At 52.9% G+C, this 26,324-nt stretch carries 23 protein-coding genes; 12 read left to right on the top strand and 11 right to left on the bottom strand.

Translation table 11 applies throughout. From position 1 onward, the window contains the following. Positions 1 to 8: 8 nt before the first annotated feature. From CKV68_RS09910 to CKV68_RS09895, 4 genes are all read right to left on the bottom strand, one after another. Positions 9 to 1,652: a solute symporter family protein gene (locus tag CKV68_RS09910; RefSeq protein ID WP_013911037.1), complete on the bottom strand. Its 1,644-nt coding sequence runs from the start codon at positions 1,650 to 1,652 to the stop codon at positions 9 to 11. A gap of 2 nt (positions 1,653 to 1,654) precedes the next feature. Continuing rightward, the gene (locus CKV68_RS09905; RefSeq protein WP_013911036.1) at positions 1,655 to 1,996 is read right to left on the bottom strand and encodes a DUF485 domain-containing protein; all 342 of its coding nucleotides are present in this window, start codon (positions 1,994 to 1,996) and stop codon (positions 1,655 to 1,657) included. A gap of 404 nt (positions 1,997 to 2,400) precedes the next feature. After that, positions 2,401 to 3,234 carry an enoyl-CoA hydratase gene (locus tag CKV68_RS09900; protein ID WP_029975235.1) on the bottom strand — a complete coding sequence of 278 codons (834 nt, stop codon included), beginning with the start codon at positions 3,232 to 3,234 and terminating at the stop codon, positions 2,401 to 2,403. Between the two features lie 91 nt (positions 3,235 to 3,325). After that, positions 3,326 to 4,186 (bottom strand): aldo/keto reductase, encoded by an 861-nt coding sequence (locus tag CKV68_RS09895; RefSeq protein ID WP_095076120.1) that lies wholly within the window; start codon positions 4,184 to 4,186, stop codon positions 3,326 to 3,328. Positions 4,187 to 4,728: 542 nt separating this feature from the next. On the opposite strand from CKV68_RS09895, the gene CKV68_RS09890 reads away from it, so the two are divergent. Next, positions 4,729 to 5,349: a superoxide dismutase family protein gene (locus CKV68_RS09890; RefSeq protein WP_013911033.1), complete on the top strand. Its 621-nt coding sequence runs from the start codon at positions 4,729 to 4,731 to the stop codon at positions 5,347 to 5,349. Positions 5,350 to 5,530: 181 nt separating this feature from the next. Further along, positions 5,531 to 7,036, top strand: a complete 1,506-nt coding sequence (locus tag CKV68_RS09885) for a carboxyl transferase domain-containing protein (protein WP_095076119.1) — start codon at positions 5,531 to 5,533, stop codon at positions 7,034 to 7,036. 73 nt (positions 7,037 to 7,109) lie between these two features. On the opposite strand, the gene fkpA is transcribed toward CKV68_RS09885, so the two are convergent. Both fkpA and CKV68_RS09875 read right to left on the bottom strand, forming a co-directional pair. After that, on the bottom strand, positions 7,110 to 7,469 hold the full coding sequence (fkpA, locus tag CKV68_RS09880; protein WP_013241465.1) for an FKBP-type peptidyl-prolyl cis-trans isomerase FkpA: 360 nt from the start codon (positions 7,467 to 7,469) through the stop codon (positions 7,110 to 7,112). Positions 7,470 to 7,652: 183 nt separating this feature from the next. Further along, on the bottom strand, positions 7,653 to 8,948 hold the full coding sequence (locus CKV68_RS09875; protein ID WP_013911031.1) for a citrate synthase: 1,296 nt from the start codon (positions 8,946 to 8,948) through the stop codon (positions 7,653 to 7,655). A 666-nt stretch (positions 8,949 to 9,614) separates the two neighbouring features. Here CKV68_RS09875 and serC point away from each other — a divergent pair. The 3 genes from serC to CKV68_RS09860 all read left to right on the top strand — a co-directional run bounded on the left by serC (position 9,615) and on the right by CKV68_RS09860 (position 12,984). After that, on the top strand, positions 9,615 to 10,745 hold the full coding sequence (serC, locus tag CKV68_RS09870; protein WP_095076118.1) for a phosphoserine transaminase: 1,131 nt from the start codon (positions 9,615 to 9,617) through the stop codon (positions 10,743 to 10,745). A 202-nt stretch (positions 10,746 to 10,947) separates the two neighbouring features. Further along, a complete protein-coding gene (sepH, locus tag CKV68_RS09865) occupies positions 10,948 to 12,015 on the top strand; it encodes a septation protein SepH (protein WP_095076117.1) in 1,068 nt (355 codons plus the stop codon). A 66-nt stretch (positions 12,016 to 12,081) separates the two neighbouring features. Further along, positions 12,082 to 12,984: a DUF6928 family protein gene (locus CKV68_RS09860; protein ID WP_013911028.1), complete on the top strand. Its 903-nt coding sequence runs from the start codon at positions 12,082 to 12,084 to the stop codon at positions 12,982 to 12,984. Here CKV68_RS09860 and CKV68_RS09855 read toward each other — a convergent pair whose 3' ends face one another. The 3 genes from CKV68_RS09855 to CKV68_RS09845 form a co-directional block, all read right to left on the bottom strand. After that, positions 12,985 to 13,857: a TrmH family RNA methyltransferase gene (locus CKV68_RS09855; protein WP_029975239.1), complete on the bottom strand. Its 873-nt coding sequence runs from the start codon at positions 13,855 to 13,857 to the stop codon at positions 12,985 to 12,987. It abuts the gene before it with no gap. Positions 13,858 to 14,019: 162 nt separating this feature from the next. Then, positions 14,020 to 15,498 carry an NCS2 family permease gene (locus tag CKV68_RS09850; RefSeq protein ID WP_013911026.1) on the bottom strand — a complete coding sequence of 493 codons (1,479 nt, stop codon included), beginning with the start codon at positions 15,496 to 15,498 and terminating at the stop codon, positions 14,020 to 14,022. Between the two features lie 213 nt (positions 15,499 to 15,711). Then, the gene (locus tag CKV68_RS09845; RefSeq protein WP_029975240.1) at positions 15,712 to 16,446 is read right to left on the bottom strand and encodes a DUF3027 domain-containing protein; all 735 of its coding nucleotides are present in this window, start codon (positions 16,444 to 16,446) and stop codon (positions 15,712 to 15,714) included. A 56-nt stretch (positions 16,447 to 16,502) separates the two neighbouring features. Between CKV68_RS09845 and CKV68_RS09840 the strand changes: the two genes are divergently transcribed. Both CKV68_RS09840 and CKV68_RS09835 read left to right on the top strand, forming a co-directional pair. Next, a complete protein-coding gene (locus CKV68_RS09840; protein ID WP_095076116.1) occupies positions 16,503 to 17,447 on the top strand; it encodes a glutaminyl-peptide cyclotransferase in 945 nt (314 codons plus the stop codon). A gap of 28 nt (positions 17,448 to 17,475) precedes the next feature. Then, complete coding sequence (locus CKV68_RS09835; protein ID WP_013911023.1) at positions 17,476 to 18,003, top strand: DUF2771 domain-containing protein; 528 nt, start codon at positions 17,476 to 17,478, stop codon at positions 18,001 to 18,003. Between the two features lie 73 nt (positions 18,004 to 18,076). Here CKV68_RS09835 and CKV68_RS09830 read toward each other — a convergent pair whose 3' ends face one another. Further along, the gene (locus CKV68_RS09830; RefSeq protein ID WP_013911022.1) at positions 18,077 to 18,469 is read right to left on the bottom strand and encodes a cold-shock protein; all 393 of its coding nucleotides are present in this window, start codon (positions 18,467 to 18,469) and stop codon (positions 18,077 to 18,079) included. Between the two features lie 820 nt (positions 18,470 to 19,289). Between CKV68_RS09830 and CKV68_RS09820 the strand changes: the two genes are divergently transcribed. Beyond that, positions 19,290 to 19,913, top strand: coding sequence for a resuscitation-promoting factor Rpf1 domain-containing protein (locus tag CKV68_RS09820; RefSeq protein WP_013911021.1), 624 nt, complete (start codon positions 19,290 to 19,292; stop codon positions 19,911 to 19,913). A gap of 131 nt (positions 19,914 to 20,044) precedes the next feature. Here CKV68_RS09820 and CKV68_RS09815 read toward each other — a convergent pair whose 3' ends face one another. Beyond that, positions 20,045 to 20,233, bottom strand: a complete 189-nt coding sequence (locus tag CKV68_RS09815; RefSeq protein WP_014836117.1) for a hypothetical protein — start codon at positions 20,231 to 20,233, stop codon at positions 20,045 to 20,047. Between the two features lie 67 nt (positions 20,234 to 20,300). Here CKV68_RS09815 and CKV68_RS09810 point away from each other — a divergent pair, with 67 nt between their 5' ends. The 4 genes from CKV68_RS09810 (at position 20,301) to CKV68_RS09795 (ending at position 26,249) form a co-directional block, all read left to right on the top strand. Beyond that, positions 20,301 to 22,607: a helicase-associated domain-containing protein gene (locus CKV68_RS09810; protein WP_095076115.1), complete on the top strand. Its 2,307-nt coding sequence runs from the start codon at positions 20,301 to 20,303 to the stop codon at positions 22,605 to 22,607. 115 nt (positions 22,608 to 22,722) lie between these two features. Beyond that, positions 22,723 to 24,372 (top strand): DNA repair helicase XPB, encoded by a 1,650-nt coding sequence (locus CKV68_RS09805; RefSeq protein WP_095076114.1) that lies wholly within the window; start codon positions 22,723 to 22,725, stop codon positions 24,370 to 24,372. A 66-nt stretch (positions 24,373 to 24,438) separates the two neighbouring features. Continuing rightward, positions 24,439 to 25,080, top strand: coding sequence for a DUF3239 domain-containing protein (locus CKV68_RS09800; RefSeq protein ID WP_095076113.1), 642 nt, complete (start codon positions 24,439 to 24,441; stop codon positions 25,078 to 25,080). After that, positions 25,080 to 26,249: a pyridoxal phosphate-dependent aminotransferase gene (locus CKV68_RS09795; protein ID WP_095076112.1), complete on the top strand. Its 1,170-nt coding sequence runs from the start codon at positions 25,080 to 25,082 to the stop codon at positions 26,247 to 26,249. The genes CKV68_RS09800 and CKV68_RS09795 overlap by 1 nt, the downstream gene beginning before the upstream one ends. Positions 26,250 to 26,324: the final 75 nt, after the last annotated feature.

The following is a 26,324-nucleotide window of genomic DNA, read 5'->3' as shown; positions in this document are numbered from 1 at the left end:
GTTCGGGACTAGTGATCCACTGGAGCTTCGACGCCAACACCGGTGAGGGAACGAACTTCCATCTCAGCCTGCAGGTCATCAAAGTTATCGGGCTTGCCCACCAAGGTTCCGATGTAACCGGCCAGGAAGGCCAGCGGGATGGAGACGATGCCGGGGCTGGTCAGCGGGAACCAAGCAAAGTCGACGCTTGGGATCATCGATGTAGGCGACCCCGATACTGCTGGGGAGAAGATAATCAGCAGCAGTGCCGCACCGAGTCCGGTGTAGATCGAGGCAACAGCACCTGTGGTGTTGAACTTCTTCCAGTACAGCGAGTACAGAATCGTCGGCAGGTTTGCAGAAGCAGCGATAGCAAAGGCAAGGGAGACCAGGAAGGCCACGTTTTGCTGCATTGCCAGGATACCCAGGGCGATAGCCGCGACACCGATCACAATAACGGTGATCCGGGAGACACGCACCTGCTCTTCCTCGGTAGATTGTCCATCACGGAGCACTGCGTCGTAGATATCATGAGCCACTGATGCAGAAGCGGTAATAGCGAGGCCAGCCACCACAGCGAGAACCGTAGCAAAGGCGACGGCAGAGATCAGAGCCATGAAGACAGGACCGGCAAGTTCCAGAGCAAGGAGTGGAGCTGCAGCATTAGCAGTACCCGGTGCAGACATGATGCGGTCTGGGCCAACGAGAGCGGCAGCGCCGAATCCGAGAACCAGGGTCATCAGGTAGAAAGCACCAATCAAGACGATTGCCCAGGTGACTGAACGACGTGCTTCCGTTGCGGTAGGCACTGTGTAGAAGCGCATCAGGACGTGTGGCAGACCAGCTGTTCCCAGCACCAGTGCAATACCTAGTGAGAGGAAATCAAGCTTAGACGTTGCCGTAGCGCCATACTTTAGGCCTGGCTCCAAAATCTGGGAGGCATCGTAGCCCTTCTTTGCCAAGTACTCGGAAGCTCCATGCGTGGAAACAGCCTGATCAAGAAGGGTTGAGAGACCGCCTTTTACCATCACAAAAACCAGAACTGTCATGATGGTCACGCCACCAACGAGAAGCACTGCCTTGATCATCTGAACATAGGTTGTGCCCTTCATACCGCCGATCAGAACATAGACGATCATGATAACGCCCACAACAGCAACGACGATCGACTGAGCTGCCCTACTGTGCAGATCAAGAAGCACGGAGACCAGCGCACCGGCACCCGCCATCTGAGCGATCAGATAGAACAGCGAAACAAACAAAGTACCAAAGGCCGCAGCCACACGGACTGGCTTCTGCTTAAGGCGGAAAGACAGAACATCGGCCATGGTGAAGCGCCCGACGTTACGCAGTGGCTCTGCGACGAGGAGCAAAGCAACAAGCCATGCGACGAAGAAGCCAATGGAATAGAGGAATCCGTCATAACCGCTGAGGGCGATGGCTCCAACGATGCCTAGGAAGGAGGCAGCCGAAAGGTAATCGCCTGCGATAGCCAAACCATTCTGTTTTCCAGAGAAGGTTCCGCCACCGGTGTAGAAGTCGGAGGCTTCTTTGGTGGATTTACCTGCACGCAAAACAACGGCCATCGTAATCACGATGAAAGCGACGAAGACGATAATGTTAAGGACTGGGTTTCCTGCAGACGATTCCGCTGCCAGATAAGAGGTAGTCATGTTTAGCCCTCCATTTCTTCACGAATCGCACGTGCACGCGGCTCGATGTTCTTGTTTGCGTACTTGATGTAGACCCACGTGATCACAAAAGTGGTCAGGAACTGCGTCATTCCTAGGATCACGCCTAGGTTGATCGAGCCAACCACTTTTGTCCCCATAAAATCTGGAGCATAGGTCGCTGCGATAACGAATACGAGGTACCAGACGAAGAACGCAATGCTCATCGGGAAGGTGAAGGAACGGTATGTTCGCTTCAGCTCCTTGAACTGGGGGCTCACTTGCATGGCACGAAACTCTGCAGCAGTCGGCTGCCGTACGCCATGCGCCTCAGTTGGTGCACTCATCTCGAATGCTCCTTTCCTCTGAAGTGTTCGGGGGTTTCAGATGTTGAGAGTCCAACCCGTGAGAGCCGGGTCACAAACTCAATGGATAAAAGTTACCTAAGTCACAAGATATTTGGATAGTAAATTTCCCAAACCGGCCTCGCCGCAGCACACCAACCACCCCCTACAACGTTCTTTTACTGCATAAATAAGAACGCAACCCCACCCCCAAATTTTCCACAATCAGGCTTTTGCAAATTTTGTTAATCCCGTATCCACAAGTTTTCGCGGTTTTACCCTCTGCTTTTGCCTTCCGTATTGAGGTCCTACTCACCAAGTTTCATCGCTACATTTTGACTACAAAAAGGTGGGCCCACTATAAGGACCCACCTTTTATCCGTAGTAATCAATAACAATCTCAGGGGTTATCGCCCCTTAAACTGCGGCACTCGCTTTTCCGACCGCGCTTGCCGCGCCTCCCTCATATCCTCACTGGACCAGCACCGAGAAAATAACACTTGCGATTGCTCATCTAACCCATAATCAGTCTCACCATAGTTAAGCGCCCCCTTGAGCTGACGCACGGCAAGAGGCGCCAAACCCGCCATCTCATGTGCAAAAGCAACCGCTGCAGCATGATCACCCCGAATTACGGCAAAGCCACTAGCCAGGGCTGCATCCGCGGTCAAGGTGGCACCGGCAAGGAGTAGGTTCCTAGCAAAGGCACCTCCGCAGAGCTTTTGAGCACGTCCTATCGTCCACCCGTCAAGCGCAAAGCCCAAAGACACGGCTGGAATTTTAAACCAGGCCGATTCCCCAACAACACGGAGGTCACACGCCAATGCAAGCTGCATTCCGGCCCCCACCGCAGGCCCCTGCACGTTGGCGATTACCGGCACCTCCGCCTGAATAATCGAATGCAGCATAGCAAAGAGCGCATCATGAAAATCGGAGCCGTACACTGCACCATCCGAGCCTTGCTCCTCCACAGAAGAACCAAGATCTGCACCTGCACAAAAGGCCCGACCCACCCCACTAATCACGACCGCACGCACCGACGCATTATCGACGGCCGCAGCAGACGCCTCGGCAACCGCATGTGCAATGGCTAAGCACATGTCACGTGAAAGAGCGTTCCGACGCTCATCCCTATCTATAACTATGTGCCGCACAAAGCCATCAGACGATACCTTGACTGTTTCTACCCCACCCAGGGCCCGCGAGGCACCACCCTCCCAAGCATGTTCAAGCAATCCCATCTCTCCTCCTACACGGGGTCCTTTTCACCCTTCACAGCACAGGCGCTCTGCGCTAGAGCACCTGCTACCCATCTGATGGGCGTCGAAAAGCTTAATCTTCCAGACCTGGCCATTCGCGAGGATCCGGGAACGCTCTTCCGCCGGTCGCGTCGAGCGCGGTCATCGCTTTCAGCTCTTCTTCACTGAGTTCAAAATCGAAAATATCGATATTTTCACGCTGCCTATCAAGGTGAGCAGACTTAGGAACAACCGAGCACCCCAGCTGCACAATCCATCGCAAGATAATTTGAGCAGGTGTTTTTCCATACTTCTTTGCAATCGCAGCCACCACAGGTTCGCTCAAAGACTCTCCATGCCCCAACGGCGACCATGCTTCCGTAACCACCCCCAACGTGCGGTGGACTTCCCGTTGGTCAGATTGAGAGAATCCCGGATGCAATTCAATCTGGTTCACCGCAGGAGCAATACCCGTTGCACGAGTTACCTCTTCAAGCACCTCAGGGTAGAAATTGGCTACGGCTACCGACCGCAACTGCCCTAACCCTTGTAGCTTTGCCACAGCTTCAAATGTTTCCACGTACAGCCCCTTTTGTGGGCACGGCCAATGCACCATATAGCAATCGACATAGTCGAGACCGAGCCTTGTAAGAGAATCCTGGAACCCACGCTGAACTTTATCCGCACCATGCATGTCATTCCATGCTTTAGTGGTGATAAAGAGCTCATCTCGAGTCACATCGCCAGCAGCAATTGCATCGTGAATAGCCCGGCCCACCTCCTGCTCATTTTTATACAGAGCGGCGGTATCTATGTGGCGATATCCAAGATCAATTGCGCTGCGCACTGCAGTGACGGCATCTTCACCGCGTAATTCCCACGTTCCCAGCCCGATAATCGGCATTTCGGTGGCATCATTGAGTGTCACGGTAGGAACGGATTGTGCATCAATCATCATCATTCACCTCTCAGGAGTCCCGCAGGTTCAAACGTTGAAGACGTTAATCAACAGCTCTCTTTGAAGATCGCCCGTTGAGCGTCGCAATACTGCCTTGGAGCCGATCTTAGAGAAAACCAAGAAGCTTCGCTTGGCATTCATCCGTTCTCTATCTTTTCACTTCACCCAAGCACATCCTTCTGCCCAGCGATGGCGGGACACAAGAGAAGAGCGAGAGATGTTACGACTGCACCCTTGACATACCTATGTATTAACCCGTAGCCCATTAATCACAATGCTTCAATCTATCCCCCTTGTTCCAATGCTTTTACCTATATCTTTGACGTTCATCTCAGCCTTGAAAAACTTTCCCGAAACGAAAACACCCAGTTCAGGGCTAAATATTTTCAATACGGAAGTATTAAGAACAAGAGCGATATATATACAATTCTCAGTTTTCGCTACAATGTACTCAACAGCTATCGCGCACGCGCATACTGTCTTGCTAACCACACCCCTGGTTAGGCCTTTATATAGGTAATTTCCACGAAAGGAAAAACATGTCTCGCACATTGGCACTCCGCGCTGCAGTAGCACTGGTCGGAGTTTCAAGCATTGCGGTCCTCAGTGCTTGTTCGAACTCAACAGCAACAAAGGACTCCGCAGACAAAGCCATGACCTCCGCGGCTTCCACCGCAGCCAACTCGCATGCTTTTGCTACCGCTGAGCTAAAGAACCAATCCGGTGAAGGTGTAGGCACCGTCGAGTTCGACAAAACCGCTGCCGGCACCAAAATTACAGTGTCAGCAAAGGGCCTTACCCCAGGTTTCCACGGCTTCCATGTCCATGACAAGGGAGTTTGTGAGGGCAACTTTAAATCTGCCGGCGGACACCTGCACGGTAAAAACCAGCCGCATAGTGAGGGCTACCACCCCCATGCAGGCGATCTTCCCTCTCTGCTAGTAAATGCAGACGGCACAGGACACCTTGAGGTAGTCACCGATGCTATTGATGAAGACCTGCTCTTTGGCGCAGACGGCACGTCCCTGATCGTTCATGAAGGACGCGACAACTATGCCAACATCCCAGAGCGTTACGCTCCCAACGGCCCAGATGAGGAAACCCTCAAGACTGGTGATGCCGGCGCACGTATCGCTTGTGGCATCATCACCAAGAAGTAAGGACTTCTAAAGCCTCCGGCTTCGCCTTCTAACCCAAACAGCAAACCCGTGCACAGGACTTCCCCGTTCTCATGTGTGCACGGGTTTTCGCCTACTCGGACGATTCCCACCAGGTACCCCCAGACACGCTTTTGTCCAGATTCACGCGTCTTTTCCCTTTTAAAACCGTTATCGTGGTCACATGACGCGCACATCCGCACACGAATTGATTACTGACGTTCTAGACTGCGACTCTTTTTGTTCTTGGGATACTCCCCCACGCTATGGAGATATTTCCGAAAGTTACCAAGAGGCCCTGGCTACTGCCCGCAAAAAATCTGGTGTGGATGAATCTGTTATCACAGGGGAAGGAACCATCTACGGGCATCGCGTAGCCATTATCCTCAGCGAATTTTCTTTTCTCGGCGGTTCTATCGGCGCTGCTACTGCTCGCAGAATTATCAACGCCATCCATCGTGCTACGGCTGAACGCCTCCCCCTACTTATTTCTCCTTCTTCAGGAGGGACGCGCATGCAAGAGGGCACTCCCGCATTCGCGCTTATGGTGTCCATTACCACCGCGGTCTATCGACATAAGGACGCGCACCTGCCGTTTTTGGTATATCTACGTAACCCCACCACCGGCGGAGTCATGGCTTCTTGGGGCTCCGCAGGGCATTTCACTTTTGCAGAGCCAGAAGCGCTTTTAGGTTTCCTCGGCCCCCGGGTAGTAGAGCTCACCACAGGAAGCCCGATTCCCCAAGGGGTGCAGTCTGGCGAAAATCTTGCTGCCAAAGGCGTTATAGACGGAGTAGTTTCTCCCCAACAGCTACGAGCAGCGCTTAACAAGATAGTCAACGTGCTGCTCATTCCCTCCACTACAAGCAATCACTCTCAACTCCCTGCTCTGGAGCAAGAGTCCATTCCCAGCGCATGGGAAGCTATCACAGCCACACGCAGAAACGATCGTCCGGGGATCCAGTCACTCCTATCTGCGATAGGTGAATCGAACTACATTGAGTTATCAGGAAGCGGCGACGGAAGGGTCTCACCGTCTGTTGTCGTCGCCCTGGCCCGGATTGAGAGCCGCACGGTGGTCATTGTGGGACAAGATAGACATGCACAACCCCCCTTTGCAGAGTCCCAACTGGGAACAGAGGCGTTACGATGCGCCCGACGAGGTATTCAGCTAGCCCACGATCTGCAATTACCGTTGCTTTCAATCATTGATACTCCCGGCGCGGAGCTGAGCGCGCATGCCGAGGAAACCGGGATGGCCGGCTCAATCGCTCGTACCCTGGGAGAGCTCGTCTCTGTTGATGTTCCCACCGTCTCCGTTATTTTGGGCCAGGGCTGCGGTGGGGGTGCATTGGCACTGCTTCCTGCGGATAAAGTTTTGGCCACCACTCATGCGTGGTTAAGCCCGCTACCTCCGGAAGGCGCATCCGCCATCATTTATCGCGATATTGAGCACGCCCCAGCCATGATGGAAGAACAGGGAGTGTCCGCCTTCGCGTTGACGTCGGCAGGCATTGTCGACGCAATTATCCCCGAGCTCCCCGATGCCACAGAAGAACCCCAGTTGTTCTGCGAACGAGTGCTCCATAGTGTCTCCGCCGCGTTTACAGAGCTACAGCTTGCGCCCCAGCGAGTAGGAAGAGAACAGCGCTTGCGCCACTATGAAAAGCTTGCCGACGCCCTCAGCTAGCAGCCAATAAAACCAAGAACCGCGCTGTTTGAAGAAACAGCGCGGTTCTTGGTTTTATTCTACGTGGAAAGAATTAACCCACGTTGAGCAGATCGATCATGAACACCAACGTGCGTCCGGACAAGGGGTGTCCTCCGCCTGCTGGGCCGTACGCTGCCTCTGGCGGGATGGTGAGCTGGCGACGTCCGCCCACTTTCATTCCGGGGATTCCTTCTTGCCAGCCTGCGATCAAGCCAGACAGCGGAAACTCGATGCTTTGGCCACGATCCCACGAGGAATCGAATTCTTGGCCGGTTTCAAAGTCCACACCCACGTAGTGAACCTCGACGAGTCCACCAGGCTGCGCTTCCGGACCGTCACCTTCGACGACGTCAAGGATAACAATGTCCTCTGGCGCCGGACCTTCGGGCACCTCAATCTGGGGCTTTTCCATGGATCTCTAACTCCTAGGATCGTTGAATGGGGATGAACTCGGATTCATAGCCTGCCTCGAACAGCTGAGGGCAAGACGAGGCACGCGAAAACCGAGCGCGTTTATTCCACTTTACTGGGAATTCACGCGCTCGGCCTCAAAATGCAGCTCAGCAAGCTTTGTGAGGAGCTGGTTTTGCGACGCTTAGCGCTCTTCGCGCGGCGTCACTTTACGCAAAGTCTCACCGGTGTAGATCTGGCGAGGGCGGTTGATCTTGGTCGTGGTGGCCAGCTGCTCACGGTACTGTGCGATCCAGCCTGGAAGACGACCAATGGCAAACAACACGGTGAAGAAGTCCGTTGGGAAGCCCATTGCCCGGTAGATCAAGCCAGTGTAGAAGTCCACATTGGGGTAGAGCTTACGGGAGACAAAGTAGTCGTCAGAAAGCGCAATCTCTTCCAGCTTCATGGCCAGATCGAGCAACTCGTCCCCACCCAGATGCTCCAAGATCTCGTGGGCGGTTTCTTTCACGATCGCAGCGCGAGGATCGTAATTCTTGTACACGCGGTGACCGAAGCCCATGAGGCGAACGCCTTTTTCTTTATTCTTCACGCGGTTCATGAAGTCGGTTGCGTCGCCGCCATGGTTCTGAGCGATATCGTCCAGCATTTCCAGAACAGCTTGGTTGGCACCGCCGTGCAGTGGGCCAGACAGTGCGTTGATGCCGCCTGCGATGGCAACGAACATGTTGGCCTGTGCGGATCCGATCATACGGACTGTCGATGTAGAACAGTTCTGCTCGTGATCTGCGTGCAGAATAAGCAGCTTATCCAGAGCTTTAGCAACGACTGGGTCGACTTCATAAGGCTCGGTAGGATAGCCGAACATCATACGCAAGAAGTTCTCACGGGCGTTCAAAGAGTTGTCCGGGTACATGTACGGAGCACCCTTAGAAGCGCGGTACGCATAAGCCGCAAGCATCGGGACTTTAGCTAGCAAACGAACCGTTGCTTTATCCAGTTGTGCCTCATCCAGAGGATTGAGCTGATCCTGGTAATAGGTGGAAAGGATGTTCACCGACGATGCAAGAACAGACATCGGATGAGCGTTACGTGGGAAGATATTAAATTGTGCCTTGAAGTCCTCGTCGAGGAGGGTGTGGTGACGGATCTCAGAATTAAAGCTGTGCAGCTCCTCCACCGTAGGCAGATGTCCCTTGATCAGCAGATAAGAAACCTCATTGAAGGTTGCGTTCTCTGCAAGGTCCGCAATGTCATAGCCACGGTGGCGCAAGATGCCATTGTCGCCGTCAATGTACGTAATTTTCGACTCGGTCGAACCGGTGCTGACGTAACCGGGATCGAATGTAACGAGACCGGTCTCAGAGAGCAGTTTGTCTAACACAACGCCGTCGTTGCCCTCGGATGAGTGAATGAGATCCATCTCATATTCACCACCGGGGTAGTGGAGTACAGCCTTGTCTTTGTTGTCAGTAGCCACAGCTTCCCTTTCAATTTGTACTTAAATTAACGCCTATTCAGGTGTAGAAGGACGCCGTATTAATCGTTAAAGGCGAGACGCCGTTGCCCAAAACTATAACCTTTTCGGACTTTTAGCATCAGCACGGTGTCTCCTTATACGACGGCTGGAAGGTATCGCTACCCCCATTCAGCACGTAGTGTCCATCGGGAAAGTATCTAAATAAGTGCAGGTTACCGCACCCAGTCAGAGCAATCTAGCACTAGGTGCCGTCATTCTTTTCACAAAATAACCGCACCCATCCCAGCCGAGTATGAGCCAACAGCTGAACATACAAAGCTCACTTTATGCATCACTTTGCTCATAAAGATGTTGGCCAGCTTTACAGCTTTTCGGTCGAGCAATTCACAGCTTAGCAAATTTTGTGACTCACCCTACAGTACATCACTTCACCCCCAGTCATAACCCACAACATACTGCAAAAATCACCCACCACACCCCCTTAAGCAACCCCACCCCACAACCATCCTGCAATGATGCAATTTGCTAATTACCAAACCTAATTATCAACAGAAAAGACCTAGTAATTTATGCACTTTGCCGGTACTATTCGGACTGGCTGTGACATTCAACTCACACGTTTCCGTGAGAGTCCGAGGCAGCGTCCAATCTCCAGAAAGCATGAGCATGAGCGAGTTCCCCGTACTACCCAGCGATCTTCTCCCCGTTGACCCTCGATTTGGATGCGGACCTTCAAAAGTCCGCACAGAGCAACTCCTAGCGATCACCGAAAAAGGTCGCACAATTATGGGAACTTCACACCGTCAGCCCGCAGTCAAAAACGTTGTGGGCAATATTCGGGAAGGCCTTTCCTCCCTGTTCAATCTTCCCGATGGCTATGAAATCGTCCTGTCCCTCGGCGGAGCTACTGCCTTTTGGGATTGCGCTACCTTTGGCCTGATCGAATCCAAATCCGGACACCTCACCTATGGCGAATTTTCTGGGAAATTTGCTAGTGCAGCGGCCAAAGCCCCCTGGTTACAAGAACCCACCATCATTTCCGCAGAACCTGGCGACGCACCAACCCCCGTCGCTTTAGACGGCTGTGACGTTCTAGCCTGGGCACATAATGAGACGTCCACGGGCGCTATGGTTCCAGTACTCCGTCCTATAGGCTCTGAGAACCAGCTGGTAGTCATTGACGCAACCTCAGGGGCGGGAGGACTTCCCGTAGAGATCGACCAAGCTGACGTTTATTACTTCTCACCCCAAAAATGCTTTGCCTCCGACGGCGGTCTCTGGCTTGCTGCGATGAGCCCAGCAGCTTTGGAACGTATCCAGAAGATCAATTCTTCCGGTCGATTCATCCCAGACTTCCTCAACCTACAAACAGCCGTCGATAATTCCCGCAAAAATCAGACTTATAACACGCCTGCGGTATCCACGCTGCTCATGCTGGAACAACAGGTTCAGTGGATGAATAACCAGGGCGGCTTGTCTGCCATGGTGCAGCGCACAACCGCTTCTTCCGATGCTCTCTACCAATGGGCTGAGGCTCGTCAGGAAACAACGCCTTTTGTTACTTCACCAGAAAAACGCTCTCTCGTTGTGGGAACCATTGATTTTGATGATTCCATCGATGCTGCACAGGTGGCTCGAATTCTTCGCACGAATGGGATTCTTGATGTCGAGCCATACCGCAAGCTCGGACGTAACCAGCTGCGCATCGGCATGTTCCCAGCTATCGAGACTTCAGACGTCAGAATCCTGACATCCGCAATCGATTACATCCTGGACAATTCACTCGCCCTCACGTAATGACAACAACACCCCCTAGGTGGCGTCGTTAAGCTTTTCGACGCCACCTAAAATCCCACAGTTCTCTCAGTGCCCACGACAGCCGCCCAATGACGCTTCCACAAGCATTCATCCCACATGCCGGCCAAGCACCGGCCGTTGGAAGCATCGCTACGTTAAAGTAGAGGATGGTTATGTCCATCATCACAGCAAAGGAGTACTGATGCAGGAACTCGTTCTCATACCAAGCGAGTCCACGAAGACGTCTCTTGTCTTCCACGCCTCTGAGTCCCCTGAGGACCAGTACTTCCTCGTCGTCGACGACTCCTTGCGTGCCGCGCTGTTAGGAAAGACCTCCGAGGATCAATCTTCTGCAGCGGTGGATACCGCTGACACTAATTCTTCAGCAGATGAGACAGAGGTGCCCTCCGAACTGGAACAGGTTCGTCCCGCTGACATTGCCTCGATTCCCCCGGTAACAGACGCACATGGACAACGAGAGCTGCGCACCAAAGAAATGGATCCTCGGCTCTCTACACCGCTGGCCATGAGACCGCGGGAAATTCAGGATCGGATTCGTGGAGGCGCAACCGTAGCCCAGCTCGCAGAAGAAAACGGGGTCACAGAATCTCGTATTGAGCCTTACGCACACCCAGTCTTGTTGGAGCGCGCACGCATCGCAGATATGGCTAAGCAGTCGCATCCCGTACGCGATGACGGGCCGGCGCGTCTTACGCTGTGGGAAGTATTGGCCACTGCGTTTGCAGCTCGCGGCCTTGATTTATCGACCACACAATGGGATGCATATCGCGATACTTCCGGACAATGGATCGCTACTGTGTCATGGAAATCCGGTGTCAGCGACCTCACCGCAGAGTGGTCTTACCACCGCAATAGTATGTCCTCTACCACCGCAATTGCACGAAACGGAATTGCCGCAGATCTTATCGATCCCGATTTCATCCAACCCGTGCGAACAATCTCCCCAGTAGGAAGACCACGCGCGGTTGAGGTCTTTGATGCTGCCCCGTCTCCCGAGGTTTCCGATGACCCACACGCCGAGTCGGAGATTGAAAAAACTCGTGATGATCTTCCCCCTATCACAGATGTCGAAGAGCCGCAGCGAGAGATTTCTTCTCAAGATTCCATAGAGGTTTCTGGAGAGGGATTCTTCCAGCGTCCAGAACAACAGCCTAAAGCTCCCTCTAAGCGTCGCCGCAAAGCTGTAACTCCCCATTGGGAAGACGTGCTACTTGGTGTACGCACCAGCACTAAGCGTCCCCGATCCTAACTACTCCCACCCCGTTTTATCGCTTCCCTCCCCCTTGTTACTTCTTTGCAATAAGGAACGATTCTTATGAGCACACCCGATTATGGAGATCCCTCAGCTCCGCGTCATGACGCCGTGGTGACCTTGTGGTTTGTCACAACCGCAGACCCCGGCGCGGTTATAGCAAAGCAGCCCCGAGCTGACCGGGGGTTTGGCCGAAAATTACTCGCCCAACTAAATCCGCGCTGGCCGATCACTCCCATTGGCCAGTTTTCTTTGAATCGTTCGGCTCAGGCTTCCCCCCATGAATTCTATATCGCGGGATTTGAGGGGCTTTCGATCATCCAGACAGGTGTAGCCGACGCTACTAACCTATCCGAGCTTAATCCAAAACTTCGTTCCTGTATCCCGGCGGCGGATGTCTATGCCTTTGCGATCAATGAGGAGACCGGATTAGGAGCGTTTGCCCATTGGACTGGCGACACCTTGCGGCGGTCTTTTTCTGCCCGTAGAGAACGCGTATATGAGGATCTAGGGCTTCCAGAACCCTTTGAAAATCCCTACTGGGCAGGAGAAAAAGCAGAAGATACCGGAGGCATTACCCTGCCTTTCTGGCCCATTGAACTCGTACATGAGGCTCAAAGGCAATGGCTCGGTTTTGACGTCGAGGATGCATCCGATATCAACGTAGCAGCCTTTGCCGTTGACGGCCGGCCCGAGCCCAAACTCGTGGATCATCCTTCCGACCAGAAAAAGAGCATTCAGTCTTTGGTCACCACGGCTTCTTCCAAGCTCGGACTGGGGGAATCCCGAAATGACTATGACGACTATGAACAGCATGGCTCCGAGCCGCCGGTCACCGCAGAGCTGGCCCGTTACGCCGAAGTGTCAAAGGATGTGGCCCAGCACCTCGCTGTTGCTGCAGGGAAAAAGATTCGAACTTTTTCCCGCAAGCTAGCTGAAAAGCTGAGGCACACCGACCGCCCCTAATTACCTCAGCGACCTGTCACGCTCATAAAAAGCAATAGCGGCGGACGTGGCAAGGTTAAGCGAGTCAGTTCCGGGTGCCATCGGAATGCGAGCTCGCACATCAGTTGCGCGCATAGCGTGCTCGGTAAGCCCCGGGCCTTCGGCGCCTACTAAGAGTGCCACTTTGTTATACGGGCGTCCGGTGGCGTCGACAAGCGCATCTGCAAGGTGGTCAGCCTCGGGGTGAGGTGTCAGAGAAACCAGATGGAAACCGGCATCTTTCAGTTCCTCTAGTTCTCGCTGCCATGTGGTTCTTTTGCCGCCGAAATGAGCAAAAGGTGTCCGAAGCACATGTCCCATGGAAACACGCACGACGCGGCGGTACAGAGGGTCCGCGCAACCATTGCCAAACAAGATAGCGTCAACGCCCATTCCTGCAGCATTACGGAACATTGAACCAATGTTCTCGTGGTCGCCTACTCCCTCGAGTATGGCGACGGTGCATGCTTCAGATATGGCTTCTGCGATGGATAACCCCGTCACGCGGTCGGCTGCCGCAAGCAGTCCGCGGTGCATATCAAAACCAGCCACGCTCGCCAGCGTCTCTCGATCCAGGGAATAGACGGGAATATCGCGTACCAGCTCAGCCATCGCAGGATCACTAAGAAATGATTCGAGTTTTGCGGGAAAACCAATGAGGCACCGGACGGGAAAACGCGATTGCATAAGCCTGCCAACCACCAGCGGCCCCTCGGCAATGACCAAACCTTTGCCACCAGGAAGATCTGGCCGATTGTCGGAATGATTCAGGTCGCGGAAATCATCAAGACGCGGGTCTTCGGCATCTGCGATATGCACAATGTTCAGCGCCGATGGAGTTGGTTGTTCAGTCACGCATTACATGTTATCGCGCATGGGGATTCTTCAGCGCCTCGGCAGCTCGAAGAACCCCTTGTGAGAACATCAAGAGTTCCTCACTTAATAAAACGAAACTCCCGATCAGGCACAGGCATGCCGTAATCGGGAGTCTCATGGGACATAACTGTCCACTAATACTTAGCCAAGAGCCGACATAATCGGGTCTATGGAGAAGTACATCACAAACAATGCGGAGACCAGCCACATAATCCAGTGGATCTCTTTAGCCTTTCCAGCAAAGAGGGTCATCAATGTGAAGGCAATGAAACCGACGCCGATGCCATTAGCGATCGAGTAGGTAAAAGGCATGATGACGATGGTGAGGAAGGCTGGGAGCGCAATGTTGAACTTTGTAAAGTCAATCTCGCTCACCTGCCCGATCATCATTGCACCAACCACGACGAGGACCGGTGCAGCTGCTTCAATCGGCACTATCTCATACAACGGTGTAAGGAACATCGCGAGGAGGAAGAGAAGGCCTGTGACCACGTTAGCCAGGCCGGTACGAGCACCGTCTGCAATACCAGCAGCAGAGTCAACGTAAACAGTCGCAGAGGAAGCAGAGGCGCCCCCACCGATAATTGCACCTGCGCCCTCAACAACAAGTGCCTTCTTCATGTCCGGGAGTACGCCGTTGTCGTCGACAAGCCGTGCTTGCTTTCCTAGTGCCGTCATGGTTCCCATTGCGTCAAAGAAGTTAGCCAACACGAGGGTAAACAGCAGCAAGGTAGCTGCTAGGGCTCCAACCTTGGTAAAAGCACCAAAGAGAGAGACGTTACCAACGAGGGAAAGATCTGGGATTCCGCCAAAGCCCTCCGGGATCATCGGGATTGCAAGACTCCAACCTCCGGTGGGGTTATCCACGGAAGAGCCAGCACCAGTCAAGGCTTCTACGATCATGCCGATGATTGTGGTCGCCACGATGCCGATGAAAAGACCGCCACGAATGTTGCGGATTACCATGAAGCCACAAATCAGCAGGCCGATAATAAAGACAAAGGTAGGCCACGAAGCAATCGAACCATTGGTGCCCAATCCGACTGGGACAGTAGTGTGTGCAGCATCTGGGAGTCGGCGCACAAAGCCGGCGTCGACAAGCCCGATAAGAGCAATGAACATGCCGATACCAACGCTCATAGCGGCGATCATCGGCTTAGGAATGGCATCAAACACCGCTTGACGGAAACCAGAAACCGCCAAGATGACGATGATCACGCCGTCGAGAACTACCAGGCCCATGGCTTCTGCCCAGGTCAGCCCCTCAGTGGAGACCATAGAGACCGCAACAAGGGTGTTGATGCCAAGGCCGGCCGCGATGCCAAAGGGGTATTTGGCAATAACACCAAAAAGAATCGTCATTACGCCGGCTACAAAAGCAGTAGCTGCGGCCACCTGCGGAATACCAAGTACTGTTCCCTCGGAGTCAGGACTCGTCCCTAGGATGAGAGGGTTAAGGATGATGATGTAAGCCATCGCAAAGAACGTGACCACACCTGCACGAACTTCGGTTCCAATTGTTGAACCACGCTCACTGATCTTGAAATAGCGATCGAACGCGCCGCGAGACTTCTCAGTCTGCTTCGGCGCTGCTTGATCAGAAGTAGGCATAGAAGCCATCTGATTCGCTCCAAATGTTTAAAAGAGGGATACCTCGGAAAAACTTCCGCAAAAAGATATTCCCATTCAGGAGCAATTGGATCAAACCGAAAATAGCCAACACACAGCGGATTCATCCCTAAAATGAGTCATTTTTGTCGTTTCTTGTGCCTCAAAAGCGACAGAATCGGTGACAAAGCTGCTGCCCAGGGGTGGGGGTTAAAACCACCATATTTATTGGTTAGTACCAGCTGGAAAAATTTCTGGTTTTTCATCATCAAAGGGGCTATTTTCGGCTACCCCAAGCGGCTCAGCGGGCGGGGTATCGGTATGCGCACCGCATCCATAAGTCGTATGCACTACCCGGCCATCTGCTGAGTACTCATTGACGCATACACCAAAATCATTTCCTACCGGCTCTGCGAGCGGAAAGTAAAACGCACATCCGCCACAGTTGTGGACTGCTTTTTTCGCGTATTCCGACGAAGGTCCAAAGGCTCCGCCTTTCCATCGATCCGAGGCTGTCTGGATTCCCGTTTTTGTGAGTTTCTTCGGAGTACCAAAATCATAAGCGGCTTGTTCTGGGTCTTCAGTAAGCCGTGGGTCATCTGGTCGAGGCGGCATAAAGTCATTAGGACCAAGATCCCCCGGCTGAACTCGTTGGTGGTAAGGGACCCAATCGGGCGCCTGCAAAGCTTCTTGGCCAGGAACAAGAGCAAGTTCGCTCACCGTTACCCAACAAGAGCCACTCGCACATGCGACCACCACGTTCCATTCCCACCCGTTATATCCAGGCACGTCCGCGACAAAGCGATGTGTCGCGGAGGTCTCACTGACGTTTCTTACCCCGATGTGGGCTCCGACTCCGCCCTCCCCCAGCTCCTCTAGGGCGTGTCGTGCGACTGAAAGCGCCTTAGCACTCAATAACGGGCCGGACTGGCTATTTTTAGTATTACGTCTGTTCGGCACTCCCCTATTATCCAGCATCTACCTACAATCAGCACATTGAGGGCACAATAACTGCTATGCGATTGCACCGTTTCACCCACACGATGAAAGCCCTTACCCCACTGCTGCCGCCGCTACAACAACCACGTCCTTCACATAAGAAGACACCCGCTATAAAGGTTTTTTCCATGGGGCTGCTCTCTATCGCACTTGGTATTACGTCGTGTGCTTCTCCCGCTGAGTTTTCCCAACCACCATCACAAGAACCTCTCGAGCCACCATTAGAGCTACAAGCAGAAATAATCTCGCGTCATGATTTCAATTCACAATCGTTTACTCAGGGCCTCGAAGTAGACGGCCAATCTCTAATCGTAGGAACGGGTGGATACGGAACCAGCTCGATCTACCGCACCTCTGTGGACAATGCCCAGACACTACGTGAACAGCTCCCCGATTCTTTATTTGGTGAAGGCATCACGGTAACGAAAGGTGAGTCCCGAAAAATATGGCAGCTAACATGGAAAAATAATGTTGCAATCCAACGCGATCCTGGCTCATTGAAGGAAACCGCACGTGTTACGTATTCGGGTGAAGGCTGGGGGTTATGCGCGTTTCCGGATCGCTTAATCATGTCCGATGGCACGAGCAGCCTACGCATTCTCGACCCATTAACTTTTGAGGAAATAAAGCGGATTTCTGTTCATATGTTCAACCCCCAGGGACAATCCATACCAGTAGAGGGAATCAACGAGCTGGAGTGCGTTCCTGCAAGCTCGGAGACACAAACCGATACCGTTTATGCAAATAAGTTTTTATCCACCGACATTCTAGGTATCGACGCAACCAGTGGAGTTGTCAGAGAGCGTATCGACGCCTCCCGTATCCCCAACAACGCACAACCAGATATTGACAACGTGCTCAACGGCATTGCCCATATACCGGGCACAGACAACTTTTATATCACTGGCAAACGGTGGCCGGATCTCTACCGCGTTCGGTTTGTCCAGCGCATATCCCCGTAATTCTCCAGGCGAGGTAGTATTGCTCACCATGGCTAGTCGCACAACTCGACGCAGAAACCTCATTCAAATCACTGCCCTCATCGTGGCTGTAGCAATAGTGGTAGCGGGGTCAATAGCATTCCAAACGTGGTGGAATAACCGTCCAGAAAAGGAACCACGTGAGGTCTCGATCGAGGTTTCTTCGCCCTCATCTAGCCAAGAGGTTTTCCCTTTTAGCATCTGCGAACCCGGTGTCACATGCCCGGAAAACACTGTTCCGGTTATAACGGTGAACGCGGATCAGGAGCTCACCGTCAAAGTTCCACCACAGGTTTCTGACCATGACTGGACTTTACTGAAAATCTATGACGATCCCGTAGCAAACGACCAGTCTTTTTACACCGCACATGAGACAACCGAAGTCACTGTTCCGGTTTCCACTCCCCTGAAAAAAGATTCCCAGGATCGCACAAAACTTGTTGTTATTGAAGTCTCTTCCGTACTCATAGGCCATGACGAGAAAGGCGAGGAAACTCCTTACACAGTCACCTGGTCTATACGCACCACAGTGACTTAAGAGTCTTCTTCAAAAAGACAAATACCGACTATAAAGACATTTCGTTCTTCATAGTCGGTATTTTCTTATGCTTCTAGGAATCAAGTTCCTTTGCCACTGCTCGAAGGATTCCAGCAATCTGACGACCGTCTTTACGCTCTGGGAACCGTCCGCTTCTCAGACTTGGCTGCACCTTGAGCTCTAAAATGGTCACAAGATCCGACACCATGCCGTGAAGTTCCTCAGGGCTATGCTTATGCCGATGTTGCGGCCTACGTGTCTTGGGCGCCTCAAGAATTTTTATGCGTAATGCCTGAGGTTTCTTCCCCACGTCCGCAAAATCAAACTCGATTCGCTGACCTTTTTCAAGCTTATCGACGCCCGCCGGCAACACATTTTTGCCCACGTAGCAGTCTTCGTCTCCAGGATTAGAAACGAATCCGTAGCCCTTTTCGGGGTCGTACCACCGAACTCTGCCAATCGGCACGACAAGACTCCTTCCATATTTTATCTACATGATCCTCATGGTTATCTTGCGATATTCGCACACAAAACCGCAGCAAATCACGCAATCAAACACTCAGAGTCAAGTATGACAGGTACCTAGTTTCACTGACTCCCACACCAGCCCTCTGTGCCGATCCGAGATTTATCGCACATTTCCCGCTGAAGCCAGCAATAAAAGAAACCACCGCGACTGATTATTATTCCTCAGACGATGCGGCGGCCTATGCACTATTTTCCCAGGGAAAGTTTGAGACAGTAAAAGTCAAAGTATAGCTCATTTCAAAAGCAGCTCAAGACGCCGTCACACCCACCTCACACGGCCACAATAAAAACAGCGATAAGGTGCAGATTTCTAAAAAACGCCTTCTTTTTAGCCTCTGTGATAAAAAATTTCCATCTCACAACAACAGCCTTTGACCAGCGTTTTTCCAAAAAACTCCCAGGAATTTCACCACTAAAAAGAAAGAAAAACGTGACACAACCGTTATAAACCAGTACCGTGGTCAATCGAGCATCGCGTAGGCCACCGTCCGATATCTTCGCCAGCCCCTGTCTGGATATCGAGCCGGTCTACGCACAAGATGCAGAGGAATTGACCGTTCGCGGTTGGGCTCCGGCCCAACCAACTACACACAACTCACTCAGCAGACAGGGGCTCGTGGTTGGCCACCACGCTCGATACATACGGATCGGGCGTGCGGTTCATTCTCGTCAGATGCGCGTTGTGTCCTAGAGACAAACAACACGCCTCTGGCACTTACCATGATTCTCGGCGGCACAACGAGAGGAAACTTTCTTTAATGGCACGTCACGCTCGTAAGTCCGCTTCTGCGCTGGCTAAGATTGCAGCTTCTACTGTTGCAGTCGGCTCAGCAGCTACCCTATTCGCTCCTACAGCTTCTGCTGCACCAGATTCCGACTGGGATCGTCTTGCAGGTTGCGAATCCGGTGGTAACTGGGCAATCAACACCGGCAACGGCTACTACGGTGGCATCCAGTTCTCTGCAAGCACATGGAAAGGCTTTGGCGGTGGGCAGTACGCACCAACTGCTGATAAAGCTACCCGTGAGCAGCAGATCGCCGTCGCAGAAAAGGTTCTTGCTTCTCAGGGCTGGGGCGCATGGCCTTCCTGCTCAGCAAAGCTCGGGCTTAACTCGGCACCCACGCCACGCGATTCTGTAGCATCTGCACCAGCACCGCTACAGCAGATTGTTGATGACGCACAAAACTACGCAGCTGCATCCGGACAAAACGCCGATAAACTTGCCGTCGATGCGGTTTACAAGGTAGTCAAGGAGCGCCTTGCTGGCTATGGCATCGGGGTTCACCCTGAAATCGATGCCTTCTACCAGGCAAACAACAACAATTTCGATGCCTTCTACCAGGCAAACCGCCAGGTAATCGATACCGTTATGGGCATGTAAAACACGCCTAAAATGTAAGTCCCGTTACGCTAATCTCTTTGGCGGTAACGGGACTTATCTCTTTTGCATACAAAATTGCGGCGCCCTCACTTGTTAGACAAGGAAGACGCCGCAGATAGTGGAGCTACAGGTTACTTATTCACCCGGGTATAAGGGTGAACATAACCAGTTTCTTCTGCAGGAACAGGTAGCTCGATGTCGCCCCACGGGCTATTAGCACCAGCGACTTTAGCCACAAGCTCGGTCACAGCGTGCCCGCCACCCGGGACGTGTGCAGGCCAGCCCGGATCGACGTATCCTTTTTTCTCCATGTTTGCCATGTGTCCTATTGTTTCAAACTTTAGGGGTAAAAGTCATCTGAAAGAGCAACTAAACTGAGATACCATCATGCGCTCTTCTTTTGCACCTTCTCCGTGGCCCCTTAGTTTCCGCGAGTGGTTGAGTTCCCTCGACGAGGAAAACCTCGCAGCCATCCTGAAAAATAGACCCGACGTCACCCACCCGCTTCCTCCTGGAATATCCTCATTAGCTGCCCGTTTACAGTTACGCGCATCCTTGGCACGTGCATTGATGTCTCTCAACGCATTCGAGCTCTTAACGCTTGAGGCGGCCAGTTCCCTTGGAGCAGAACTCGAACCTGTGGTTGCCCCCAATCTGGTGGATGCAATCCACCGCTATCTTGGGAAACAAGCCCCTGACAACCTTGATGTACTCGTCAAAGAAGCTGTTACCGCACTTGTACTGCGTGCTCTCATGTATGGTTCCCCCGCGTCTTTCAAGGTTGTCCCTGAGGCGATGAATGCACTTCCTACCGGGTGGCAATTATTTGGAGTGAGCGCACAAGAAGAAACTGATTTCCAGCAGATTCTGGATGCATTGGATGAACGCGATCATAAAATCCTCGCTACCCTTGATCGATCCGGAGGCACAGGAATAACCAAAGATGCGGCTCCTGACGCAGACCCTCAGCGACCGATACCGCGACTGATCGCGCAAGGGCTTCTTATCAGGGTTGACTCCACGACTGTTCGCCTCTCTATGCCTGTGAGATACCTTCTGAGAGGCCAACAGCCACCGCTTATCCCTGTACTACCGAGTTCCCGCGTGGAGTTCGCTGCGTCCAGCAAGAATGATGAGAATAGCGCCGGAACTGGTCTAGAGGTAGTACGCCTTATGCGGATACTTCTTCGAGAGCTCGGGCATGATCCCATGCCTCTGCTCAAAGACGGAGTTCTGGGAGTTCGTAGCGTCACCACGCTCACCCGGTTTCTTGATTCCGACGAACTCACAGCCCTGCGTGTTATGTCCCTGGCTATATCTTGTGACTTGGTCGCCAGAGGAGTACCAGATCCTCTCCCCGCCGACGACACAGGAGGTGACTATCTCTGCCCGACTCACCGCGCCGACGAATGGCTCGTTTCTCCGCTGGCTCACCAATGGTCACAGTTGGTGTACGGCTGGTATTTTCATGGGGTTTTGCGCCCTTGGATGGTCAATACCCTAGATGATAAGGGCAAACCCCAGCGCTTCCTCTCACCAGCCACGTGGAATGAGAAACTACCGTTGCTGCGTGAACTAACCCTGCGGACTGCAGCACAGCATTCCACGTCTTCAGGCATTTCTGACCATTCACTCCGCGCACATATCGGTTTTACAGCCCCGCTGCGTGTGTCTAGGGTCTCCCCTGAGCATATTGATCAACTCATTGCAGAAGCTCGTTGGATCGGCGTGCTTACCGCAAGCAATGGCACTACTTCTGTGCTAGATACCCTTGTCAACGGAACCGAGTCCACTGCGCTTTCACGTCTTGATCAGGTAACGCAATCATTAACCCCTGCAGAGGTCACACAGCTCATCCCACAAGCCGATATGACAATCCTTGCGCCTGGTCCATTGCCCCAGCTTCTTATGCAAGAGATGACACTTTTGGGCGAGGCCGAATCAATGGGGTTGGCTAGCGTCTATCGCATCACGGAATCAAGCGTACGACGTGCCTTAGACGCAGGGCGTACGCCTGAAGAGCTCACAGGTTTTCTCAGAGCTCATGTCCTGGGTGAGCTGCCACAATCTATCGAGTATCTCATCACCGACGTCGCGCGTCGTCACGGCTCTTTAAGAGGCGGGCCCGCCGTGAGTTATCTACGCTGCGCCGATGAAGCTTTACTGCTAGAAGTAAGCCGAACCTCCGCTGCAGAAGTTGTTGGGCTCAGGCTCATCGCGCCCACTGTTGCCATATCACAAGCACCCTTGGTTCGAGTGCTCCAGGCGCTGCGCGAAGAGGGCTTCCACCCGGTGGCTGAAGACGCCAATGGCATCAGCATCGATATCCGCCCCGCGCCTTCTCGTGTGTCCACGCCACTGCGGTCACAGCACCCAGAGGAAGACAATGAGGCACATATTGCCGCCGCCATAGCGTCTATTCTGCGACATGATGTGGCTAAGGAAGCCGTCGCGGCTGGAACAAAAGCGACAGTTCATGGCTCAGGAGTTCTCAGCGCGCTGCAGTCGGCGATTCGTGCCAAGCGCACCGTCACGCTCGGATTCGTGGATAAACATGGCCACGCAGTGCATAGGGTGGTCACGCCCATCACTGTTTCTAGTGGTCAGCTTTCTGCCGTAGATCCTATCGACGGTTCCATGCATCGTTTTACCATCCACAGAATCACCGAGGTAGTGATCAACCAGTCCGAGTAATAGCCACGCCCTGTCGATATAACAGCGTATTCGTGCATAAAAGCTGGGATGCCAAGTCGCTCAATGCCATAATGGACAGTCTGTATTTCCCTTGAGGGTTGAGGAGTGTTTCCCTGTGGCATTTGGTGACGGTCCGCTGATCGTTCAGTCGGATAAAACCGTTTTGTTAGAAATCGACCACGCCCAAGCCGGTGCAGCACGAGCTGCGCTAGCCCCCTTTGCGGAGTTGGAGCGAGCTCCTGAGCATATTCATACCTATCGGATCACTCCTTTAGCTTTATGGAACGCCCGTGCCGCAGGTCATGACGCAGAAGGCGTTGTCGATGTATTAGAAAAATTCTCGCGATTCCCCGTCCCGCAGGCTTTGCTTATCGACGTCGCCGAGACCATGTCTAAGTACGGTCGAGTACGGCTGCACAAGCATCCTGCGCATGGTCTTATTCTGGAATCGGCAGAACCGGCAATTCTCGCTGAGTTGATTCGCCATAAGAAGATCCGTCCCATGTTAGGTGCACAGATCGATGAAGAAACGATCGTTGTGCATCCTTCTGAGCGAGGTCGACTCAAACAAGAGCTGCTCAAAGTCGGCTGGCCGGCTGAAGATCTCGCAGGCTATGTGGATGGTGAGGCTCATCCGATTGCGTTGTCTCAGGAGCATGAGCACTGGGAGCTACGCGACTACCAAAAGATGGCTGCGGATTCTTTTTGGGAAGGAGGAAGCGGCGTAGTCGTGCTCCCTTGTGGGGCAGGAAAAACCATGGTGGGAGCCGCTTCCATGGCCCAAGCACAGGCCACTACTCTTATTTTGGTCACCAACACCGTAGCCGGACGACAATGGCGCGATGAGCTGCTACGGCGTACAACGCTAACACCAGAGGAAATCGGCGAATATTCCGGGGAGAAAAAGGAGATTCGACCGGTGACCATCGCAACATATCAAGTGGTCACGCGTAAAACCAAAGGGGAATACCGTGCCCTTGAACTCTTTGATTCTCGTGACTGGGGACTCATTATCTACGATGAAGTCCACCTTCTTCCGGCACCAGTCTTCCGAATGACTTCCGATCTCCAATCACGCAGACGCTTAGGTCTTACTGCGACCCTTGTCCGAGAGGACGGTCGAGAAGGCGATGTATTTAGCTTGATTGGGCCAAAGCGTTACGACGCCCCGTGGAAAGACTTAGAACAACGTGGGTTTATCGCCACCGCAGAGTGTACTGAAGTCCGCACGACCATGACAGAAGAAGAGCGCATGCTCTATGCCACGGCGGAAAACCAAGATCGCTATCGCATTGCTGCCTGCGCGGAGTCCAAGCTTCGCGCCGTCGATACGCTCCTGCAACGCCATCAAGGCTTGCCGACGCTCATCATCGGCGCTTACATCGACCAATTAGAAGAACTCGGGACACGTTTTGGTGTTCCTGTGATTGAGGGGAAGACAAGCAATAAAAAGCGTGAAGAGTTATTTAACAAATTCCGCGCTGGTGACATCACCACTCTCGTAGTGAGCAAAGTAGCTAACTTCTCTATCGACTTACCGGAAGCCGCAGTAGCCATCCAGGTGTCCGGCACTTTCGGTTCACGGCAGGAGGAGGCGCAGCGGCTAGGAAGGCTGTTACGCCCAAAGTCCGATGGTTCAGAGGCTCACTTCTATAGCGTTGTGAGCCGCGACAGCCTGGATAGTGAGTATGCAGCACACAGACAACGATTCCTAGCCGAACAAGGCTATGCATACCGGATCATCGATGCAGCCGACCTCGTCTAGACAGTTAAGCTATAAGAGCAGTCCAAGGCTGCTTTCCGCGTTTTCTACCAAGGAACCTGACCAATCATGCAAAAGTTTTCTTTCCCTATCGACTCCGATTACGCCAAAAAGAATAATGAGTTGTTAAAGGACACCAAACGCTTACAGCTTTCAGCTGGCCTTTTTGGACTCATACAGCTCGTCATAGGTATCGCCTTGCTCTTGGCCCTAGGAGGGACTTTTGGCGGGATAGTCTTTGCAATTTTTGCGATCATGGCCCTGATTAGCTTTGCGATGATAACCGTGATTCCTAAAAAAGTGGGAACTGCAGAAAGCCTCTACCAGAACTATCCTTTAGCAGCAGGAATGATCGCAGAGGTTAATCCCCGCGATTTTGTTGTCATGGCATTAGTCAATGCAAATGTTGATGATCAGGCTCCTCCCACGTGGGCTCTGGCTACCCGCAACATCACCAATCTTGAAGGCGTAGAGCGCACCGTGGGCCAACGCGTCCCGGTGGTCGCTGTTGCAGGACAACGCTCTGTACACAGCCAAGGCACCTGGGATCAGATTTCTCCCATGCCCATCGGGTGGGCTACCACTGATCCCACCGTTATTGAACGCGCCGTGGAGGAAATTCCTGATGAGCAGTGGAACACATTGCACAAAAACCTCACCCGGTTGGACGACGTTAAAGAAACCAAATTTGATCTGCTGGTGATCGACTAATGACGCATAGTCCCGGTGTGCAGCGCCTAAACGAATTTGGCCAAACCATCTTTGCCACGATGAGTGCAAAGGCCGCAGAATTCCATGCAGTCAACCTTGGTCAAGGCTTTCCCGAAAGCGATGGCCCCGTAGCCATGCTCGAACGTGCTCAGCAAGAAATAGCTAAAGGCAACAACCAGTATGCGCCGGCTCGTGGGATTCCTCGTTTGCGCCAAGCCATTGCTAGCGCCCGAGAACGACACTTCGGTGTCTCCTACGATCCTGATACCGAAGTCCTTGTGACGGTGGGCGCAACCGAAGCGATTTCCGCCACGATATTGGGCCTGGTAGAACCCGGCGAAGACGTCCTCGTCTTTGAGCCCTATTATGACTCTTATGCTGCGTCCATCGCGCTCGCTGGGGCGCGTCGTATAGCTGTTCCACTCATTCCAGATGGACGCTCGTGGACGCTTGACATAGACGCTTTTACAGCTGCTATTACCCCTCGCACGTCCATGGTGATTATCAATTCACCTCATAACCCAACGGGCGCTGTTTTTAGTGAACAAACACTCAAGGCCTTCGCCTCGGTCTGTGCTGAGCATGATCTCCTCGTCCTCTCTGATGAAGTTTATGAACATTACACCTTTGGCAACCACTCTCATGTCCCGATAGCGAGCCTTCCAGGTATGCTCGAACGCACCATTACGGTCTCCTCCGCAGCTAAGACGTTCAACGTAACCGGCTGGAAAACTGGATGGGCGCTAGCCCCCGCGCCGCTACTCGACGCAGTATTCAAAGCAAAGCAATTCATGAGCTATGTCGGTGCCACCCCATTCCAGCCCGCTATCGCTTATGCGCTAGACCATGAAGACGCGTGGATCCGCAGCACCGTTGCAGAGACCGAAGCTAAAGGCATTCTGCTTTCCGACGGCCTGCGCCAAGCAGGATTCAACGTCTACGACACCCACGGCGCCTTCTACGTTGTCGCCGATATCTCCTCTATTACTGATAAAAACGGCAACCAATTCTGCCTCGATCTCCCCCAAGAGAAAGGCGTAGCAGCCATCCCAATAGAACCTTTTACAGACTCTTCCGTGGGCTGGAGCAACGCGATCCGCTTTGCATACTGCAGAGAGCGACAAGAGATCCTCACGGCGATTGGGTGTCTGAAAGCCCCTGCTTGTTAAGAGGCTGCTACGTATAAAAGCTCCCTAGGAAAAAGGGCTTAACCCCCGTCAGCCTCTTAAAATCCCTAGGGAACA

It is taken from the genome of Corynebacterium ulcerans (assembly GCF_900187135.1).
GTDB lineage: Bacteria > Actinomycetota > Actinomycetes > Mycobacteriales > Mycobacteriaceae > Corynebacterium > Corynebacterium ulcerans.
The sequence above is the reverse complement of the archived record's forward strand: the minus strand, read 5'-3'. Positions and strand labels throughout refer to the sequence as shown.